Origin of the sequence: Methylobacterium sp. J-077 (genome assembly GCF_022829365.1) — a bacterium.
GTDB lineage: Bacteria > Pseudomonadota > Alphaproteobacteria > Rhizobiales > Beijerinckiaceae > Methylobacterium.
Window position 1 is genome coordinate 1 of the sequence record NZ_JAKSYJ010000112.1, and the last position, 20,133, is coordinate 20,133.

General features: G+C 71.9%; 16 protein-coding genes. 10 read left to right on the forward strand and 6 right to left on the reverse strand.

The window, feature by feature from the left end:
• The 4 genes from MKL11_RS10820 to MKL11_RS10835 form a co-directional block, all read right to left on the reverse strand.
• Window positions 1–280: AAA family ATPase (locus MKL11_RS10820; RefSeq protein WP_243943065.1), on the reverse strand; the 280-nt coding region annotated here is incomplete at its 3' end.
• Window positions 277–1,215 carry a chlorophyll synthesis pathway protein BchC gene (bchC, locus tag MKL11_RS10825; protein ID WP_243943067.1) on the reverse strand — a complete coding sequence of 313 codons (939 nt, stop codon included), beginning with the start codon at window positions 1,213–1,215 and terminating at the stop codon, window positions 277–279. The genes MKL11_RS10820 and bchC, both read right to left, overlap by 4 nt.
• Window positions 1,216–1,314: 99 nt before the next feature.
• Entirely contained in the window at window positions 1,315–2,433 is a 1,119-nt protein-coding gene (locus MKL11_RS10830; RefSeq protein ID WP_243943069.1) for an acetylserotonin O-methyltransferase, read from the reverse strand.
• A gap of 32 nt (window positions 2,434–2,465) precedes the next feature.
• Window positions 2,466–3,335 carry a polyprenyl synthetase family protein gene (locus MKL11_RS10835; protein ID WP_243943071.1) on the reverse strand — a complete coding sequence of 290 codons (870 nt, stop codon included), beginning with the start codon at window positions 3,333–3,335 and terminating at the stop codon, window positions 2,466–2,468.
• Between the two features lie 111 nt (window positions 3,336–3,446).
• Here MKL11_RS10835 and crtD point away from each other — a divergent pair, with 111 nt between their 5' ends.
• Complete coding sequence (crtD, locus tag MKL11_RS10840) at window positions 3,447–4,982, forward strand: 1-hydroxycarotenoid 3,4-desaturase CrtD (RefSeq protein ID WP_243943073.1); 1,536 nt, start codon at window positions 3,447–3,449, stop codon at window positions 4,980–4,982.
• Window positions 4,979–5,839: a carotenoid 1,2-hydratase gene (locus tag MKL11_RS10845; RefSeq protein WP_243943075.1), complete on the forward strand. Its 861-nt coding sequence runs from the start codon at window positions 4,979–4,981 to the stop codon at window positions 5,837–5,839. The genes crtD and MKL11_RS10845 overlap by 4 nt, the downstream gene beginning before the upstream one ends.
• A 262-nt stretch (window positions 5,840–6,101) precedes the next feature.
• Here the strand turns inward: MKL11_RS10845 and MKL11_RS10850 are convergent, their stop codons facing one another.
• Together MKL11_RS10850 and MKL11_RS10855 are read right to left on the reverse strand one after the other, a co-directional pair.
• The gene (locus tag MKL11_RS10850) at window positions 6,102–6,806 is read right to left on the reverse strand and encodes a DUF2268 domain-containing putative Zn-dependent protease (RefSeq protein WP_243943077.1); all 705 of its coding nucleotides are present in this window, start codon (window positions 6,804–6,806) and stop codon (window positions 6,102–6,104) included.
• A gap of 159 nt (window positions 6,807–6,965) precedes the next feature.
• Window positions 6,966–8,231, reverse strand: a complete 1,266-nt coding sequence (locus tag MKL11_RS10855) for a glycosyltransferase family 87 protein (RefSeq protein ID WP_243943080.1) — start codon at window positions 8,229–8,231, stop codon at window positions 6,966–6,968.
• Window positions 8,232–8,375: 144 nt separating this feature from the next.
• Here MKL11_RS10855 and MKL11_RS10860 point away from each other — a divergent pair, with 144 nt between their 5' ends.
• From MKL11_RS10860 to MKL11_RS10895, 8 genes are read left to right on the forward strand one after another with little or no spacing between them, the layout of a single operon-like run.
• Window positions 8,376–9,614, forward strand: coding sequence for a glycosyltransferase family protein (locus tag MKL11_RS10860; protein ID WP_313900744.1), 1,239 nt, complete (start codon window positions 8,376–8,378; stop codon window positions 9,612–9,614).
• Window positions 9,611–10,891, forward strand: coding sequence for a glycosyltransferase family 4 protein (locus tag MKL11_RS10865; protein ID WP_243943084.1), 1,281 nt, complete (start codon window positions 9,611–9,613; stop codon window positions 10,889–10,891). Before MKL11_RS10860 ends, MKL11_RS10865 begins: the two co-directional genes overlap by 4 nt.
• Window positions 10,879–13,137 carry a glycosyltransferase gene (locus MKL11_RS10870; RefSeq protein WP_243943086.1) on the forward strand — a complete coding sequence of 753 codons (2,259 nt, stop codon included), beginning with the start codon at window positions 10,879–10,881 and terminating at the stop codon, window positions 13,135–13,137. Before MKL11_RS10865 ends, MKL11_RS10870 begins: the two co-directional genes overlap by 13 nt.
• Complete coding sequence (locus tag MKL11_RS10875) at window positions 13,134–14,975, forward strand: ABC transporter ATP-binding protein (protein ID WP_243943088.1); 1,842 nt, start codon at window positions 13,134–13,136, stop codon at window positions 14,973–14,975. Before MKL11_RS10870 ends, MKL11_RS10875 begins: the two co-directional genes overlap by 4 nt.
• On the forward strand, window positions 14,975–15,853 hold the full coding sequence (locus MKL11_RS10880) for a hypothetical protein (protein WP_243943098.1): 879 nt from the start codon (window positions 14,975–14,977) through the stop codon (window positions 15,851–15,853). Before MKL11_RS10875 ends, MKL11_RS10880 begins: the two co-directional genes overlap by 1 nt.
• Window positions 15,850–17,976 (forward strand): ABC transporter substrate-binding protein, encoded by a 2,127-nt coding sequence (locus MKL11_RS10885; RefSeq protein ID WP_409565842.1) that lies wholly within the window; start codon window positions 15,850–15,852, stop codon window positions 17,974–17,976. Before MKL11_RS10880 ends, MKL11_RS10885 begins: the two co-directional genes overlap by 4 nt.
• Window positions 17,973–18,989, forward strand: coding sequence for an ABC transporter permease (locus MKL11_RS10890; RefSeq protein WP_243943103.1), 1,017 nt, complete (start codon window positions 17,973–17,975; stop codon window positions 18,987–18,989). The genes MKL11_RS10885 and MKL11_RS10890 overlap by 4 nt, the downstream gene beginning before the upstream one ends.
• Window positions 18,986–20,128 carry an ABC transporter permease gene (locus MKL11_RS10895; protein WP_243943105.1) on the forward strand — a complete coding sequence of 381 codons (1,143 nt, stop codon included), beginning with the start codon at window positions 18,986–18,988 and terminating at the stop codon, window positions 20,126–20,128. Before MKL11_RS10890 ends, MKL11_RS10895 begins: the two co-directional genes overlap by 4 nt.
• Window positions 20,129–20,133 lie beyond the last annotated feature (5 nt).

Genomic DNA, 20,133 nt, shown 5'->3' on the forward strand with positions numbered 1-20,133 from the left:
TCTCGATGATGGTCGGGCAGGCCTTGCCGCCGAAGAGGAGCGAGGTGGTGTCGCTCTTCGGGTCGCAGCCGATCAGCAGCACCTTCTTGCCCTGCTGGGCCATCATGTAGCTGAGATTGGCCAGGGTGAACGACTTGCCGATGCCGCCCTTGCCGTAGATCGCGATGATCTGCGTCTCCTTCTTCACCGGAGCGGTCGGGACCGCATCCGGCTCGATCGCGGCTTCGGCGCGGAGCTGAGTGGCCTGATCGAGGACGGCCTTATTGAGCTGAACGTTCACGCGGCGTCCCTCCAATCGAGAATCATCTTCAGGCAGGCGGGATCGGCGAAGGCTTGGCGATAGGCGTCCTGGGCTTGCGCCGCCGGGGCGCGGTGGGTGATCAGCCCGTCGAGGGAGAGCCGCCCGCCCTCGATCAGCGCCGTGACGGCGGCGAGATCCTCGGGCCGGAACTCGGCCGAGATCCGGATCCGGGCCTCCCGCATGAAGGCCGGCGGGAAGGCGAAGGACAGGGGTGCCTCGTAGAAGCCGGCCAGCACGATCTCGCCGCCGGGTGCGAGCCGTGCGATCAGCCCGTCGAGGCCGGAGGCGTCGCCGCTGACATCGGTGATGACCGCGTAATCGCGCCGGGCATCGTCCTCCGGGGCCAGGACCGGGTAGCCGGGCGCGCCCTCCCGCCGGGCCGGGTCCATCTCCCAGACGGTCGGCTCGGCGCCGGCGGTGAGCGTCAGGCGCGCCAGCAGACGCCCCAGCACACCGTGCCCGACGATCAGCGGCTTCGCACCTGCGGAGAGGCCGCCGAGCGCTCGGTAGGCCGTGGCCGCGAGCGCGATCAGGCAGGCCCGGTCACCCAGCGCCGAATCCACCGGCACGAGGCGGGCAACAGGGGCGATGAGGTGGGAGGCGGCACCGCCGAAGAGGCCGCGAACGGCGCCGAAGCAGCGGGCGCCGGGGACGAAGACGGTCTGGCCGACCCGGACGGGCGCATCGGCGGCGGCTTCGACAACCGTGCCGACCGACTCGTAGCCCGGGACCAGCGGGTAGCCCATGCCGGGGAACGGCGGCATCCGGCCCGTCCAGAGAAGACGCTCTGTGCCGGTGCTGATCCCGCTCCAGGACACCGCCACCACCGCGTCGGCCGCTCCGGCAGGTGTCAGGGCCAGGCGACTGAGCGCCAAGTGCTCCGGACGTTCGAGGATGACGGCAAGAGCGTCCATGACTGGAATTATCCGCCCTGTGTTTTGCGACTCTCGCCATGGCGGAACCGCTATGTGTCATCCTAGATAGACACAATGGCGCGTCAAGTCATTCTTACATTAACGCGCGTCTTTCTGCGCCACGATCAGGCGGGTCAGGAGCGGTCGCCGAGTCTTCTGCTCGCGCGCGGTCGCGAAACCGGCCGTGCGCAGCATGGCGTGCAGCTCCTCGGCGCGGCGCGGACGGCCCGAGCCCATGGCGAGGAGGTAGAACCCGAAATACGCGTCCCCGACCGGCTCGGCGCCTGGCGTGCCGGCCATCGGTTCCGCCAGGATCAGCGTTCCGCCGGGCGGCAGCGCCGCGTGCGCGGCCTTGAGTAGGGCCAGGGCCGGCGCATCATCGTGATCGTGGACGATCCGGACTAGGGAAATCGTGTCGGCACCGGCTGGCAGGCCGTCGTGGAAGCTGCCGCCGCGGCAGGCGATGCGCCCGGCCAGACCCGCCTGCGCCAGCCGCTCGGCGGCGCGGCCGGCCACGGCCGGAAGGTCGAACAAGGTCAATTGCAGAGCGTCTTGCCGGGCCGCGACCGCTTCGAGGAACGCGCCCTCCCCGCCCCCGACATCGATCAGGTGCCGACTCCGCGAGAGGTCACAGGCATCGAGCACGTCGTCGGCGATCAGCGCCTGCGAGGACCCCATCAGCCCGCCATAGGGTGCCACCGAGGCCGCGTCGGCGGTCTCGCCGAGGGCGTAGGGCCAGTAGCGCGCGAGCCGGGTCGGTCCGGCTTCGCCGCGCAGCAGCGCCACCGGGTCGGCGAGGTCGGCGTAGAGAAGCGCGTGATGCTCCACCATCGCGGCGATGCCGGGATTGCCGGTGAGCGCGGCGCCGAGATCGGCAAGCCCGAAACGATCGCCCGGCAGTGCCCGGACGAGGTCGAGGGAGGCGGCTGCGCGCAGCAGGCAGCGGGCGTTCTCGACCGGCAGGTCGAGGCGGCGCGCCAGCCCGTCGAGGGTCAGTGGCCCCGCGGCCAGGATCCGGAACAGGTCCAGGCGGATGCAGGCCGTCAGCACCTGCGCGTAGACGAAGCCGGCGCAGAGATCGAACAGAGCCCGCGTGTTCTTCCGGGCGATGCTTCGGGTGAGGGGAAAGCCGGCCGCCCAGCGCTGGAAGCGCGGGCTGGCCACCAGGCGGTTCCGCCAGCCGAGCCAGCGGTCCCGGAGCGAGGCCGGAGCGGCCAAGGGTGCGCCGGGGCGCGGAACCGAGCCGGCGGTCAGGCCGCCACCGCGCGCAGGCTCGCGGGCAGGAATAGCCGCGCCTGCGCCTCGATCTCGGCTGTGAGCTGCGCCATGCCCGGGCAGGTCGGGATCACGGCTACCGCCTCGCGGGTGAGACGGGCGAGGCGATCCAGGGCGCCGTCGGTGCCGAGCAGGGCGGCGGCGTTGGGCCGCCCGAGGGTGGCGTCGCGGCCGGCGGGCTTGCCGATCTCCTCCTGGCGGCAGGCGACGTCGCGCAGGTCGTCGGCGACTTGATAAGCCTCGCCCAGGCACTCGCCGAGGCGCCTCCAGGGCTCCGGATCGGACCCGGCGGCAGCGGCGCCCAGCACGGTGGCGGCGGCGAACAGGGCGCCGGTCTTGGCCTGCTGGTAGTCGCTCAGGCTGATATGGGCCTCGGATTCCCAGGCCTGACCCGCCGCGATGCCGCTGGGGGAGCCTGCGGCGCGCCCGAGGAGGCCGACCAGGCGGGCGAGCCGCACCGGATAGGGGCCGGCGGCCCTGGCCAGGGTCTCGAAGGCGAGCACGATCAGGGCGTCGCCGGCGAGCACAGCGATCGGCTCGCCGAAGGCAATGTGAACCGTGGGCTTCTGCCGGCGCAGGGGGGCGTCGTCGAAGCAGGGCAGGTCGTCGTGGACCAGGGAGGCGCAGTGCAGCAGCTCGATGGCGGCCGCCGCGGCCTCGGACGAGGCGGGGTCGTCGTCGCCGCAGGCGCGGGCCACCGACAGGCACAGGCGGGGCCGGATCCGGTGTCCACCGGGAAAGACAGCGTAGCGCAGGGCCTCGGCCAGCAAGGGGGGCGCACCCGGCGCCTCGGCATAAGCCACGGCGCGGTCCAGCGCCTGTTCGATCCGCCGGCCCGACTCCATGACGCGCCTCCCGTGTTATGATCGGTTGTCAGCGACAAGTGTCATTTCTTATTGACACTTTGCGGACCGGAGATCAATCCCATTCGGCAGGCTCAAGGTGTGGGGTGGAGCGTGGCGCAGGACCGCGTCGTCGTGATCGGGGCGGGGATCGGCGGTCTGGCCGCCGCCTTACGGTTGGCGCATGCCGGGCTCTCAGTCACGGTGGTTGAGCGTGGCCCGCGGCCGGGCGGCAAGATGGCGAGCGTTCCAGTCGGCGAATGGGCCGTCGAAACCGGCCCGACCGTGTTCACGATGCGCTGGGTCTTCGAAGAATTGTTCGCCGATGCCGGCGCACGCTTCGCGGACCACGCGCGTTTAACGCCCGCGAGCCTGCTGGCCCGGCACGCCTGGACGAACGACGCGCGCTTGGATCTGTTCGCCGACGCGGACGCCTCCGCGGCGGCGATCGCCGATTTCGCCGGCCCCCGCGAGGCCGACGGCTACCGCCGATTCTGCGCGCGGTCCGCCGAGGTCTACCGGACCCTGGAAGGGCCGTTCATCCGCGAGGGCCGGACCAGCCCGACCGGCCTGGCGCAGCGGGTCGGAATCGCGGGGCTCGGCGATCTCTGGCGGATCCAGCCGTTCGCGACCCTGTGGTCGGCTTTGGGCACGTTCTTCCGCGATCCCCGGCTGCTGCAGCTGTTCGGGCGCTACGCCACCTATTGCGGGGCCTCGCCGTTCACCGCGCCGGCGACCCTGATGCTGGTGGCCCATGTCGAGCAGGCGGGGGTCTGGACCGTGGCGGGCGGCATGAGCGCGCTCGCGAGGGCGGTGGCGGACCTGGCCGCGGAGCGCGGCGCGACGTTCCGCTACGGCGCGCATGTGGACCGGATCCTCACCGAGGGCGGTCGGGTTTCCGGCGTGATCCTGGCGGACGGCGAAAAAATCCCGGCCGAGAAAATCGTCTGCAACGCCGATGCGGCGGCCCTGGGTGCCGGGCTGTTCGGCACGGAGGCGGCGCCCATGGGCGAGCGTCTGGCGCCGGCCGAGCGCTCGCTCTCGGCCGTCACGGTCTGCGCGGCGGCGATCCCGCGGGGATTTCCGCTGGCCCACCACAACGTGTTCTTCTCGGGCGATTACCGGGCCGAGTTCGACACGATCCTGCGGCAGCGCCGCCTGCCCGACGACCCCACGGTTTACATCTGCGCCCAGGACCGGACCGAGACGGGCGCCGTGCCCACCGGTCCGGAACGGCTGCTGATGCTCGTCAATGCTCCGGCCGACGGCCGGGAGCACCCGCTGACGCCCTCGGAGATCGCCCGATGCGAGACGAATCTGAATCGCCGGCTGGAAGCCTGCGGGCTGACCTTCGCGGAGACCCTGCCCCCGGTGGTGACCGATCCGACCGGGTTCGAGAGAAAATTTCCGGGGAGCGCGGGGGCGCTCTACGGCCGGGCGCCGCAGGGCTGGGCGGCGACCTTCAAGCGGGCCGGCGCCCGGACCGCCCTGCCGGGCCTGTACCTGGCGGGGGGCACGATCCATCCCGGCCCGGGCGTGCCGATGGCGGCGCAGTCCGGCCGGCTGGCGGCGGCGGCGATCCTGCAGGACCTCGATTCGACGGCCCGGTCGCGCAGAACGGCTACGCGTGGTGGTACGTCGATGCGGTGAGCGACGACGGCCGCCAGGGGCTGACGATCATCGCGTTCATCGGCAGCGTGTTCTCGCCCTATTACGGCTGGAGCACCGACAAGGACCCGTTCGCCCATTGCGCCATGAACGTGGTGCTGTACGGCGATCGCAGCCGCTTCGCCATGACCGAGCGCGGCCCCCGGAGCCTGTCGCGCAGCCGGCATCACATCGCCATCGGTCCGAGCGCCATGGCGTGGGACGGCACGGCGCTGACGGTCCGGATCGACGAGCGCAGTGCCCCCCTGCCCCGGCGGCTGCGCGGCACGGTGCGGCTCGAGCCCCGCGGCTTCACCCCCGGCCCGTTCCAGCTCGATCCCGGTGGCCGGCACCGCTGGTGGCCGATGGCGCCGTCCTCGCGGGTCGAGGTCGCCTTCGACCAGCCCGATCTCCGCTGGACCGGCAGCGGCTATTTCGACACCAACGACGGCGACGAGCCCCTGGCCTCGGCCTTCACCCGCTGGACCTGGTGCCGGGCCGACCTGCCGGACGGCGCCGCGATCCTGTACGACGTGCGCCACCGCAACGGCGGCGGCCAGAACCTGTCCCTGCGCTTTGCCCACGACGGCAGCCGCCGCGACATCCGCCCGCCCCTGGCCGCGCCCCTGCCGTCGACCGCGTTCTGGCGGATGCCCCGGGAGACCCGCAGCGACGACGGCCGGTCCCGGGTGCTCACCACCTTCGAGGATACGCCGTTCTATTCGCGCTCCCTGCTCGCCTCGACGCTCGCCGGCGAGCCGGTGCGGGCGGTGCACGAGAGCCTGTCGCTCGACCGCTTCCGCAACCCGCTGGTGCAGCTGATGCTGCCGTTCCGCATGCCGCGGCCGTTCGAACGGTGAGGTATTTGGGTTCGCGTTTGCGGCCTCGAAATTCCGGGCTCGCCTCCAGCGTTCCGGACTGACGAGTGCGTTCGGCGCAAAGTTACGTGCTCAATCGCGCCCAGAAGATAGTGTGCGGCAATTGTCGAAATCCCCGGGATCCGTGGGCAAGTCAAGAACAAGTCATTGATCTCGGACTTCCCACCCTCGGCCTCATCCCGAGGTGCCCAAGCGAAACGGAGGCCTCAGCGATGAGGGGGGATCGGGATCTTCGCGGTCCGGGTCAAACAGCCGCCAGCGTATGCCCCCGGGCCGCCGCCAGCACCGTATCTGCGGGGACATGGACCCACGTGTCGCCATCGGGCGCCGGTCCCGCCGCGAGCCAGTCGCCGACGATCCGGTAGCCCAGCGTATAGCCGAGCCAGCGCGGGTAGCGCCCGCCGCGCCCGAAGAACCAGGCGCCGTGATCGTGATCCGTACCCGCGAGCATTGCCGGATCGGGCCGGTGGGCCGCCAGCACGGAGTCGGAGACGGCGGATTCCCACGGCTCGGGCGGCGTGCCGAACAGGTGGCTCACGAACTCGCCGGCCAAGCCTTCGCTGACCAGGGTTTCGCCGAGCGTCGCGCCGTAGCCCGGGCCGGCCATGCGCAGGCAATGATGCACCTCGTGCACCACCGTCCGGCGAATGTCGCCGTTGCTCAGGGCGGTGGCGAAGTTCGGGTTGTCGGGATCGAGCGTGAGCGAGAACAGGCTCGGCCGATAAGCGAAGCCCGTGGTGCCGGTCTCGGGGAGCGGCTCGTCAGACCCGCGCTCGACGAGGATGTCGAGGGTCGGCAGCGGCAGCATGCCCGATATGGCGTCGCGGGCGATCGCGATGTCCGCAGCGATGATCTCGCGCCACGGGTGCAGATCGCCCGAGGCCTCCAGCCAATGCACGTGCCAGGACATGGCCTCGCCCTCACGAGCTGAGTCGTTCCTGCGATCCATACCGCGTCATCCGCTCCACCGTCATTGCGAGCGCAGTGAAGCAAACCAGGGAAACGCCACGGTCTGAGATCGCGCGCCGCACTGGTTTGCTTCGCTGCGCTCGCAATGACGGCGCGGGTCTCACGTTAACTGCGCAGGTGCTGTCGAACGAATTTTCTTTCAGACGGGCGCCGGCCTCCGCCCGCTCGGAAACCCCAGCGGGCGAACCCGCGCCGCGATGCAGGCCAGGGTCGCGAGGCCGAGCATCAGCCCCAGCGGGAATCCCGTCAGCCCGGCGCCCTCGCGCAGGAGCGCGAACAGGGGCGTGGCCAGCAGGAGCGCGCGCTCGTGGCGGTGCAGGCCGCCGGTGCGGTGGGCTTCCAGCACCAGCAGCAGCGTCGCCGGGACCAGCGGGACCAGGTCGTAGACCGGCAGGTAGGGCGAGAGCAGCGGCGCGGCCGCCAGCAGGGCGGCGGCGCGCAGATCGGGCGCCGCCGGTAGGGTCCAAGCGCGGATGGCCACCGCGAGCGCCAGCGCGGCGACGAGCGCCTGCAGCGCCCAGGCTACGGCGATCGGGCCGCCCAGCAGCCGGACGGCCCCGAACGCGCTGGCGTTGAGCTCGAGTCCGGCCGCCGCCTTCTGCAGGATGATCCGGTTGGTCTCGCCGAGGGTGCCGAAGAACCCGAGCCAGGGCGCGGTGCCGAACAGGGCGAGCGAGGCGATGCAGAGGGCGAGCACCGTGGCTAGGCAGGAGGCCAGGCAGGTCTTTCGGCCGGTGATCAGCAGGAGCAGCGGCGCCAGGGCGGCGAAATGCGGCTTGTAGGCGAGCAGGCCGAAGCACAGGCCGGCAAGCCAGGGGCGGCGGTCGACCAGCAGGACCCCGAGGGTCAGGAGCGCGGCCGTGAACAGGCCGTTCTGGCCGTAGGTCAGGTTGCAGAACACCAGCGGGTGGGCGAGCGCGATCCAGGCCGCGTCGCGCCGGCCGGCGGCGAACCGCATCGTCAGCGCGAAGGTGGTCAGCGACAGGGCGGTCCAGAGCCAGAAGGCCGGAAGCGGCTCCACGGTCGCGAAGGCGGCGGCGGGGATCAGGAACACCGGCGGGTAGTGCCAGGCGAAGCGGCATTCCGGCCCGAACGCCGCCTTCAGGTTCTCGAGATGCACCGGCAGATCGTAGGGCTCGCCGCCCCGCCCTTCGAGGGCGGACCGGCCGGCGACCCAGATCTGGCTGAAATCGTTGCCCAGCATGTCGCCATACCAGTTCCGGCGGGGCTCCGGCCCGGTGCCGAACACCACAGCGACGATGGCGAGCGTCAGCGGCACCAGCACCCAGGCGGCGCGCTTGGCGAAGGCGAGCAGCCGGGCGTCGCTGCCGGCGAGGTCCGTGAGATCGGCCCAGAGCGCCGCGTGCCACGACACCGGCGCTGCGATCGGGATGGGCGCGGACATGGCGGCCTTCGGCGGGATGGTCGGTGCCACTTCTAGGAGAAGCCGGTTCCGGTGCCGTTAACGGCGGGGTTTGCCGAACGCGGCGGCTTGTGCGAGACGAGCGCGGCTGCGACATTCGCGCCGTCAACGGGGGCGGCGATGACGATGCGAGCGGACGAGGCCTCCCCCGCGCCCCGCGTCCTGATCTACAGCCACGACACGTTCGGGCTCGGCCATCTGCGGCGCTCCCGGGCGATCGCCAACGCGATCGTGGCCTGCAACCGCGGCGCCCGGGCGATGATCATCTCCGGCTCCCCGGTGGTCGACTGCTACGCCTTCGCGCCCGGGGTCTATACCGTGCGGCTGCCGCCGGTGACCAAGTTCGCCGACGGCGGCTATGCCAGCCTCGACGGCACCACGCCGCTGGCCCACACGGTGGCGCAGCGCACCGCGATCATCGCCCGGACCGACTCCAGCTTCGCGCCTGACCTGATCCTGGTCGACAAGGAGCCCGCGGGCTTCCACGGCGAGCTGATGCCGGTGCTGGAATCCGCCTCCGCCCGGGGCACGCGCCTGGTGCTGGGCCTGCGCGACGTGCTCGACGACGCCGACCGCCTCGTGCCCGAATGGGAGCGCAAGGGCGCCGCCGAGATCATGGCGCGGTTCTACGACGAGATCTGGGTCTACGGCCTCAGCCGCATCCACGAGCCCCTGGCGGCCCTGCCGATGGAGCCCGAGATGGCCGCCCGGATCGCCGAGCGGCTGATCTATACCGGGTATCTGCGCCGGCAGGTGCCGGAGATGAGCGCCGGCCGCGAGGAGCCGGCCATCGCCCGGGGACCGTTCGTGCTGGTCACCCCCGGCGGCGGCGGCGACGGCGCCGCTTTGATCGACTGGGTGATCGCCGCCTACGAGACCGATCCCGGCATCCCCCTGCCCGCCCTGATCGCCTTCGGGCCGTTCCTCGACGACGCCACCCGCGACGGCTTCATGGCCCGGATCGACCGGCTCGGGCAGAAAATCGCGGCGATCACCTTCGACAGCCAGATCGAGTTCCTGATGCGCAAGGCCGCCGGGGTCGTGGCGATGGGCGGCTACAACACCTTCTGCGAGATCCTGTCCTTCGACCTGCGGGCGATCCTGGTGCCGCGCACCGAGCCGCGCCGGGAGCAGGCGATCCGGGCGCTTGCGGCCGAGCAGCTCGGCCTCGCCCGGGTCCTGCTGGAGGCCGACGGCCGCGCCCCCGCCCGCATGGCCGCGGCGCTCCGGGCGCTCCCCGACCAGAGCGCGCCGTCGCGGGTGCTGGTGCCAGGCCTGCTCGACGGGCTCGACGCGGTCGCACGCCGGGTCCGGGCGCTGGCCGGCCTTGGGACGATCGGCGCCCGGGCGCGGGCCTTCTCGTGACGGACAAACGCGTCGCGGTGGTGCTCAAGGGCTATCCGCGCCTCTCTGAGACCTTCATCGCCCAGGAGCTTCTGGCCCTGGAGCGGCGCGGCCTGCCGCTGGAGATCTGGTCCCTGCGCCGGCCGACCGACAATGCGCGCCATCCGATGCATGCGGCCATCCGGGCGCCCGCCGCCTACCTGCCCGAATATCTTCGCGATGCGCCCTTTCGGGTGCTGCGCGGGCTTGGTGCGGCGCTCCGGCAGCGGCGTTTCACGGCGCTGCTCGCCCTGTTCGCCCGCGACCTCTGTCGCGATCCCACGGCCTCGCGCCTGCGCCGGCTGGGGCAGGCGCTGGTGCTCGCGCGAGAACTGCCGCCTGCGGTCAGCCATATCCACGTGCATTTCCTGCACACGCCGGCCAGCGTCGCCCGCTACGCCGCGCTGCTGACCGGGCGGCGCTGGAGCTTTTCCGCCCACGCCAAGGACATCTGGACGACGCCGGCCTGGGAGCTCGCCGAGAAGCTGCAGGACGCGGCCTGGGGGGTGACCTGCACCCGCGACGGGCTCGCCCGCCTCGAATCCCTGGCCCCGGGCCGGACGCGGCTCGCCTATCACGGCCTCGACCTCGCTCGCTTTCCCACCCCGCCGCCGCCGCGCGTGCCCCGCGACGGAACCGATCCGGCGGCCCCGCTGCGGCTCCTCTGCGTCGGCCGGCTGGTCGCCAAGAAGGGCCATGACGACCTGATCGACGCGCTGGCCGCCCTGCCCCCGGGCCTGCACTGGCGCCTCGACCTGATCGGCGGCGGCGCGCTGCGCGACACGCTCGAAGCGCGCGTTCGCGCGCGGGGCCTGTCCGAACGGATCGCCTTCCGGGGATCCCAGGCTCAGCCCGCCGTGATCGCGGCGATGCGCGCGGCCGATCTGTTCGTGCTGCCGACCAAGCCCGCCCCGGGCGGCGACCGGGACGGGCTGCCCAACGTGCTGATGGAGGCCGCCAGCCAGGCGCTGCCGATCCTGGCCACCGCCTTCGCGGGCACGCCGGAATTCCTCACCAACGGGGTGCACGGCATCCTCGTCCCGCCCGGCGACCCGGCCGCCCTCGCGGCGGCCTTGGCGCGGTTCGCCGCCGACCCGGCTTTGCGGCTCCGCCTCGGCGCGGCCGCCCGAATGCGGCTGGTGCAGGATTTCTCGGAGGAAGCCGCCATCGACCTGATCGCGGAAGCCCTGCGCAATTCGGCGTGTCTCGCGCCGCCGGCCAGAGCCGTCGAACCGGAGCCGGCCGCGTGCGCGTCCTGATCGTGGTCACGCATCTCCTCGGCGCCGGGCATCTCACCCGTGCCGCCGCGCTGGGGCGCGCCTTCGCGGCGGCGGGCCACGAGGTCCTGCTGGTCACGGGCGGCGTGCCGGCCCCGATGGTGCGGCTCGGCGATGTGCGCCTTGTGCAGCTGCCGCCGCTCCACGTCGCCGGCACCGACTTCGCCCGGCCGCTGGGACCGGACGGGCTCCCGGCCGAGGCCGCGCTGTTCGCCCGCCGCCGCGCCCTCCTGTTGGATACGCTGGCGGAGTTCGCTCCCGACGCGGTGATCACCGAGCTGTTCCCGTTCGGCCGCCGGGCGCTGGCCGACGAGTTCCTGGCCCTGGTGGAGGCGGCGCACGCGCGCCGGCGGCGGCCGCTGGTGCTGGCCTCGGTGCGCGACATCCTGGTCGCCTCCGCGAAGCCGGAGCGGATCGCGCAGGCGCACGCTCGCGTGGCGCGGCTCTACGACGCCGTGCTGGTCCACGGCGATCCGGCCCTGGTGCCGCTCGAGGCCTCCTGGCCGCTCGATGCCGGGACCGCCGAAAAACTTCGCTACACCGGCTACGTCGACGAGGGCTCCCCGGCCCACCCGGCCGCGACGCGCGCCGGCGTGCTGGTGGCGGCCGGCTCCGGGCCGGCGGGCCTCGGCCTCCTGAGAGCCGCCGCCGAGGCGGCCCGGCTGCGGCCCTCGCTCGGCTGGCTGATCCTGGCTGGGCACGGCGTCCCGGAATCCGAGCTTTCCGCGATCGGCCGCGGCTTGCCCGCGGGCACGATCGAGCGCGCCCGCCCCGATTACCGCCTCCTGCTCGCCGGCGCGGCCCTGTCGGTGAGCCAATGCGGCTACAACACCGCCATCGACCTCCTGGCGACCGCGACGCCGGCCGTGCTGGTGCCGTTCGCGGCCGGCGGCGAGACCGAACAGAGGCTGCGCGCGGAATGCCTGGCCGCACGAGGCCTCGCGCGGGTTCTGCCGGAGGCGGAGCTGACCGCGGAATCACTTTTGCGTACAGTTGACGCCCAGCTGAGCGCCCCGGCGCCCGGGCCGCATGGGATCGATCTCGGCGGGGCGGCGCGGACAGTCGCGATCGTCGTGGAGATTCTGGCGGCGCGTGCGGGTGAAGAATGCCAGGGGTTGCCGGACGCGGCGGAGGTCCCCTCTCCCGAGCGGGAGAGGGGTCTTGTCGCGGACGGCATGAGCGCATCTGGGAATATCGTCGGCGGCTGGGTGGACGAACTTCCTGCGTCGCCGGATCGAACCGTCGGTGCGAACCACGCGCTTCTCCCTCCCCCCTCTGCGGGAGAGGGTGGCCCCCGAAGGGGGTCGGGAGAGGGGCGCGCCGCTTCCAGCAAAGGGGCGCCGGGCGACACATCCGCCAACGTCGCGCCGCCCCTCTCCCCCCCTGCTGCGCAGGGTACCCTCCCCCGCAGAGGAGGGAGGGAGAGCGCGCGATCCGGCTTCGCAGCGCTCCGCAAAAGCGTGGACGAAGCCGCCGCCCGCGGCCGGCGCGTACGTTTCTGGTGGCGGGACGACGATGCCGTGGCGGCCTCCCCTGCCCTCGACCGGTTGACCGATTTGGCCGAGGCGCATGCTGTCCCGCTCCTGCTCGCCGCGATCCCGGCCGGGATCGAGCCATCGCTTGGAGAACGCCTGGCCTCGGCCGAGACCGTACGCGTCGCCGTCCACGGGCTGGCCCACCACAACCACGCTCCGCCCGGCGAGAAACCGGCCGAGTTCGGCCCGCATCGTCGGCTCGACGCGCTGATGGCGGAGGCCGCGGCGGGGCTGCGGATCGCCCGCGAGCGGCTGCCGGATGCCGCATTGCTGCCGGTCTTCGTGCCCCCGTGGAACCGGCTCGCCCCGGACCTCGCCGCCGCCCTGCCGGAACTCGGCTATCGCGGGCTCTCGGCGGTACCCGGACCGGCGATCCCCGGGCTCGTCCGGGCCGACGCGACGCTGGATCCGATCGATTGGCGCGGCACCCGCTCCCTGCGCGATCCGGAAGCGCTGCTGCGCGACCTCGCCGCCCAGATCGCGGGTGACCCCCTGCGCCCCGTCGGCCTGCTGACCCACCACCGCGCCCACGATGCGGCGATCTGGGCCTTCCTCGCCGCGTTGCTGGCGGTGTTCGACGAACATCCGGCCGTGACTGTTCTCGATCCCCAAACCCTATTTTGCGCCGCTGCAGTGGACACCGGCGAAGCGGGATCTACTCTTCCGTTCTCCCCCGCTGCGAGGACCGGTTGAGCCCGCTGTTGTCCATCCGCGACCTCGCGGTCACGTTCCGCACCGAGATCGGACCGTTCGAGGCGCTGCACGGCCTGTCGCTCGACGTGATGCGCGGGCGAACCCTGGCGCTGGTCGGCGAATCCGGCTCCGGCAAGTCGGTCACCGCCCAGGCGATCATGGGCATCCTGCCGGCCTCCGCGTCGGTCACCCGTGGAAAGATCCTGTTCTGGGACGGGCCGGACGAGACCGACATCGCCCGGCTGGACACCGAAGGCTCGGCGATGCGGGCGATCCGCGGGCAGCGGATCGCCATGATCTTCCAAGAGCCGATGACCTGCCTGTCGCCGCTCCACACGGTCGGCGACCAGATCGGCGAGGCCCTGCGCATCCATACCGGCGCCGATCGGAAGGAGGCCGATGCCCGCACCCGGGACGCCCTGGCCCGGGTCGGCTTCCCGGACCCGAAACGCGCCCTGAAGACCTACCCGTTCGAATTGTCCGGCGGCCTGCGCCAGCGCGCCATGATCGCCATGGCGCTGATCCTGAAGCCGGCCCTGCTGGTCGCCGACGAGCCGACCACGGCGCTCGACGTCACCACCCAGGCCCAGATCCTCGCCCTGCTGGCCCGGCTCCAGGACGAGACCGGCATGGCGATCCTGCTGATCACCCACGATCTCGGGGTGGTCGCCAACATCGCCCACGACGTCGCCGTGCTCTACCGGGGCCGGCTGGTCGAGGCCGGCCCCCGCGACACGGTCATGCGCGCCCCCGGCCACGCCTATCTGAGGGCGCTGCTCCACGCGGTGCCGCGGTTCGACATGGCGCCCGGCGAGCGACTGACCCCGATCCGCCCGGCCCGCGCCGAGATCCCGCCGGTCCAGAAGCCGCCAAAACTCGCCGGGCCGCTGTTGCGGGTCGAGGGGGTGAGCAAGAGCTACACCCTGCGGGCCGGCCGCCTCTGGCAGAAGCCCCGCGTGGTCCGCGCCGTGTCCGACGTGTCGCTGAGCCTCGCGGCTGGGGAGACCCTGGGGCTGGTCGGCGAATCCGGCTCCGGCAAGACCACGGTCTCGAAGATGATCATGCGGGCGCTGCCGCCCGATTCCGGCCGGATCCTGTTCGATGACGGCAGCGGCCCGCGGGATGTCCACGGCCTGTCGGGCGATGCCCTGTTCGCCTACCGGCGCACGGTTCAGTTCGTGTTCCAGGACCCCTACGCATCGCTGGATCCGCGCATGACCGTGCGGCAGATCCTGTCGGAGCCGATGGAGATCCACGGCGTGCCCGCCGCGGAGCGGCGCGCCCGCTGCCGAGAGCTGATGGCGATGGTCGGCCTCGAGGCCAGCGGGCTCGGCCGCTATCCGCACGCCTTCTCGGGCGGCCAGCGCCAGCGGATCGGCATCGCCCGGGCGCTGGCGCCGCGCCCGCGCCTTCTGGTGCTGGACGAGCCGGTCTCGGCGCTCGACGTCTCGGTGCAGGCGCAGATCCTGAACCTGCTCAAGGATTTGCAAGCGGCCCTCGGGCTGTCCTACCTGATCGTCTCCCACAACCTGGCAGTGATCGACTACATGGCGGATACGATCAGCGTGATGTGCCGGGGCCGGATCGTCGAGGAGGCGCCCCGCGCCGCCCTGTTCCGCCGCCCGGTCCATCCCTACACGCGGGCGCTGCTCGCCGCCGTGCCCGACCCCAGCCTCGACCACCCGCTCGACTTCGCCGCGATCACCGGCGACCAGAACGACCCGGCCCGCTGGGAGGCGCCCTATCGGCTCGCCCCCGACGAGGCCGGCGCGATGCGGGCGGTCGAGCCGGGCCACCGCGTCCGGTTCGGCACCGCCCAGGACGCGGAGGCCGCCTGATGCAGCCGCGCCCGCCCGTGATGCTGGAACGCCTGCGCCGGAAGGTGCTGTCGCCGCTGTTCGATCGCCTCGGCTACGACCTCGTCCCGGCCGCCCCTGACTGGAGCCACCGTCCGACCTCGCCGCGGGAGGTCGCCACCCTGCTCGAATCCGCCGCCGCGATCCTGGAGCTGGATTTTTCGGCCTCGGGCCTGACGCCGGACGGTGATCTTCTGGAGAGCGTCCGGGAGTTCTGGGCGTTGATCCCGACCGCCCCGGTCCGGCAGCGAAGAGGCGGCAGCGGCTTCAACGGTGCGCTGCAGCTCTACGTCGTGATGCGGGCGCTGAAGCCGGATTTCGTGATCGAGTCGGGCGTGTTCCGCGGGCTCACCACCTGGGTGATCCGCCAGGCTTGCCCGCACGCAAAGATCTTCTGCCACGATCCCGATCTGTCCGGCCTTCACTACCGCGACCCGCAGGCGCGCTACAGCACCGCCGACTGGTCCAAGGCCGACTGGTCCGGCCTCGAGCCGGCCCGGACGGTGGCGTTCTTCGACGATCACGTCGCCCAGGGGCGCCGGGTGGTTGAGGCGCATGCCCGCGGCCTGACCCGGCTGCTGTTCGACGACGACGCCGCCGGCCACCGGATCCACGCCCATGGCGGCCCGGCGCACCCGACCATCGCGATGATCACCGGCCCCGCGCATAGCCCGGAGCCGATCCGCTGGACCCGCAACGGCCGCCAGTTCGAGCAGCCGGCCGACGACGCGCTGGTTCGGCAAGCGGCCGGGCTGATCGCGCAGGCGCACGCCTTCGACGATCTCCACCGCGCCACGGGGTATTCGCCGGCGCGGCTGACCTATGTGGCGCTGCATCCGGCGGCGGGAGGCGGGTCGTGAGCGATTTCAAGCCCCGCGGCGGTTTTCCTGCTCACGCCGGGGAGCGGCCGGACTCTGCCGCGTTTGAGCGAGGCGCGGGTCCCCTCTCCCGTGCGGGAGAGGGACAGGGTGAGGGATTCGCCTGTTCCGGAGAGACCTGGTCCCTCACCCCAACCCTCTTCCGCCCGGGAGAGGGGGCACGTCCCGGTCGGCACGAGCCGACATGCGAGCACGACAGCGGCGTGGGGAGGGAGAGCGGCGTCTCCCGCCGCGCCCTGATCGCCGGTCTTGGCGCCGCCGCGCTCCTCTCGCGCCCGCGCCACGCGTTCGCCGACACGCTGCCGGCCGACTCCCCCGCCCCGCCCGAAAAACCCTTCGTGATCGACCTCGCCGCCCGGGGCCGGCGCACCGGCACCGCCGGCGGGACGATCCGGACGCTGATCGCGAAGGCCCGGGATGTCCGCTACCTCTCGGTCTACGGCTACACGCGGCTCGTCGGATACGATGCCGCTCTGCAGCTGCGGCCCGACCTGCTGGAGCGGGTCGACGTCGCCGGCGGGGTGTTCACCTTCACGCTGCGGCAGGGGCATCGCTGGTCGGACGGGCACCCGTTCACCAGCGAGGATTTCCGCTACTACTGGGAGGACGTCGCCAACGAGAAGGCCCTGAGCCCCGAGGGGCCGCCGGCCTTCTTCCTCGTGGACGGCAAGCCGCCCACGGTCGCGTTCCCGGACCCGGTGACGATCCGCTACAGCTGGGATCGGCCGAACCCGATGTTTCTGCCGGCGCTCGCCGCCCCCCGGGACCCGCTGATCTATCGCCCGGCGCACTACCTCAAGACCGTCCACGCCCGCTATATCGGCAAGGAGGCCGCCGACGCGAAGGCCAAGGCGCTGAAGCTGCGCGGCTGGGCGGCCCTGCACAACCGGCTCGACGACAATTACGAATTGAACAACCCGGATTGCCCGACCCTGCAGGGCTGGGTGCCGCGGACCCGCTCGCCGGCCACGCGGTTCCGGTTCGAGCGCAACTGCAGCTATCACCGGGTCGACACCGCCGGGACCCAGCTGCCCTACGTCGACACGATCGTGATGGACGTCGCCTCTCAAGGGCTGCTGGTCGCCAAGACCAATGCCGGCGAGGCCGACCTGATGTTCCGCGGCCTGTCGATGCCGGACATCCCGAGCCTCAAGGAGGGCGAGACCGCGCATCGCTACCGCACCAACCTGTGGCCGGTGGCGCGCGGCTCCGAGATCGCCCTTTACCCGAACCTGACCACGCAAGATCCCGGCTGGCGGGCGCTGAACCGGGACGTGCGCTACCGCCAGGCCCTGTCGCTGGCCATCGACCGACGCACCCTCAACAACACCCTGCTGTTCGGGCTCGGCACCGAGGGCAACGACACGATCGTGTCCGACAGCCCGCTGTTCTCGCCGGAGCTGCGGACGCTGAATGCCGGCTACGACCCGGCCCAGGCCTCCCGCCTGCTCGACGCGGTCGGGCTGACCCGACGCGACGGCTCCGGCATGCGCCTGATGCCCGACGGCCGGGCCCTGGAACTCGTCGTCGAAAGCGATGGCGAGGCCGAGATGGTGCTCGACGCGCTGCTGCTCATCACCGAGTTCTGGCGCGAGGTCGGCATCCGCCTGGTGACCAAGCCGCAGGAGCGGACGAACCTGCACCGCCGGTCGATCGGCGGCATGACCGTGATGGTCGCCGCGCAGGGCCTCGACCTCGCGGTGCCGACCGCGATCATGCCGCCCACCGAGCTGAGCCCGGCCCAGCCGGAGCACTATTCCTGGCCGCTCTGGAGCGCCAATGTGGAGAGCCGCGGCAAGACCGGCGAGCCCTGCGACGTGCCCGAGGTCCAGCATCTCCTCGAGCTCGATCGGCAATGGCGCCATACCGACGATGCCGAGCAACAGGCGGCGATCTGGCGCGAGATGCTGATGAACCACGCGCAGAACACCTGGGTGATCGGCACGGTGGCGGGCGCGCTGCAGCCGGTGGTCGGTGCCGACCGGCTGGTCAACCTGCCCGAGCGCGCGCTCTATGCCTGGGATCCCACGGCGCTCATCGGCGTGCAGCGCCTCGACGAGGTGTTCTGGGACAAGGCCGCCGACACGCGCGCGGAGGCCAAGTGATCGTCGCGATCCTCCGCCGCGTCGTCACCATGGCGCTGACGCTGCTCGTCATTTCGGCTCTGGTGTTCGTCATCATCAAGCTGCCGCCGGGCGACTACCTCACCAATCGGATCATGGAGCTGCGCGCCACCGGCGAGGCGGGCTCCGTGGCCAAGGCCGAGCTGCTGATCCGCCAATACGGCCTCGACCGGCCGGTCTGGCAGCAATACCTGATGTGGGTCGGCCTGATGCCCGGACCGGTCGGATTCTCGGGGCTGCTCCAGGGCGATTGGGGCTGGTCGTTCGAGTACGACAAGCCGGTCGCCGATGTCGTCGGCGACGCCCTGTGGCTGACGCTGCTAATCAACCTGACCGCGGTCATCTTCGTCCACCTGGTGGCGATCCCGGCGGCGATCTATTCCGCGACCCACCGGCACACGGTCGGGGACGCGGTGGTGACCCTGCTGGGCTATGTCGGCCTCGCCGTGCCCGGCTTCCTGCTGGCGCTGATCCTGCTGTTCTACGCCAACCGCTGGTTCGACCTGTCGATCGGCGGCCTCTACGATTCGGCGCTCACCAACCAGCCGTGGACCTGGACCAAGATCCGCTCGCTGTTGGCGCATCTCGTGGTGCCGACCCTGGTGATCGGGCTCGGCGGCACCGCCGCGATGATCCGCCGGATGCGGGCCAACCTCCTCGACGAGCTCGCCAAGCCCTACACGGTGACCGCCCGGGCCAAGGGGCTGCCACCGATGCGCGCGCTCCTGAAATACCCGTTCCGGATGTCGCTCAACCCGTTCGTGGCCGATATCGGCAACCTGCTGCCGCACCTGGTCTCGGGCTCGGTGCTGGTCTCGCTGGTGCTGAGCCTGCCGACCGTCGGGCCGCTGCTGCTCGACGCCCTGCGCAGCCAGGACCAGTTCATGGCCGGGTTCATCCTGATGTTCGTCGCGGGCCTCACGCTGGTCGGCATGCTGATCTCCGACCTCACGCTGGTCTGGCTCGATCCGCGCATCCGCATGGGCGCGCGGTGACCGGCCCGCGCACCGCCCACTTCGTCGATCCGGCGCCGTTCGAGCCGCAGGCGCTCGGCGAGAGCCCGGCCGGCAGCGCCTCGGCCTGGCGGCTGATCCTCCGGAAATTCCTGCGCCACCGGATCGCCGTGGCCTCGGCGCTGATCCTGCTGGCGCTCTACGCGACGGTGCCGTTCGTGGAGATGCTGGCGCCCTATGGCCAGGCCCGGCGCAACGGCGACTTCCTGCACGCGCCGCCACAGGGCGTGCACCTGTTCCACGACGGGCGGTTCCTGGGGCCGTTCGTCTATTCCTACCGGGCCCATCTCGACCTCGACACGTTTCGGCGCGACTACGTGGTCGATGCCGGCCAGCCCCAGCCCCTGCGTTTCGTCTGCCGCGGCGACGGCTACGACTGGCTCGGGCTGATCCACACCGACCTGCACCTCGTCTGCCCGCCGGAGAACGGCACCCTGTTCCTGCTCGGCACCGACCGGCTCGGGCGCGACCTGTTCTCCCGCATGATCTACGGGGCGCGGATCTCGCTCACCATCGGGCTGGTCGGCGTGGCGATCTCGTTCACCCTGGGCATGCTGTTCGGCGGCATCGCGGGCTATTTCGGCGGGATCGTCGATGCCGGGGTGCAGAGGCTGATCGAGGTGGTGCGCTCCCTGCCGGAGCTGCCGCTCTGGCTCGCCCTGTCGGCGGCCCTGCCGGCGACCTGGAGCCCGCTGCTGGTCTTCCTCGGCATCACCGTGATCCTCGGCCTGCTCGACTGGCCGGGCCTCGCCCGGGCCGTGCGCGGCAAGCTCCTGGCCCTGCGGGAGGAGGATTTCGTCCAGGCCGCCGAGCTGATGGGCGCCTCGCCGGCCCGGGTGATCGGCCGCCACCTGATCCCGAACTTCATGAGCCACCTGATCGCCTCGGCGACCCTGTCGATCCCGACGATGATTCTCGGCGAGACCGCCCTGTCCTTCCTCGGCCTGGGCCTGCGCCCGCCGGTGACGAGCTGGGGCGTCCTGCTCAACGAGGCGCAGAATCTGGCGGCGGTGCAGCTCTACCCCTGGCTGCTGCTGCCGGTCCTGCCGGTGCTGGTGACGGTGCTGGCCTTCAACTTCATGGGCGACGGGCTGCGGGACGCGGCGGATCCGTATCACTGAGGAAG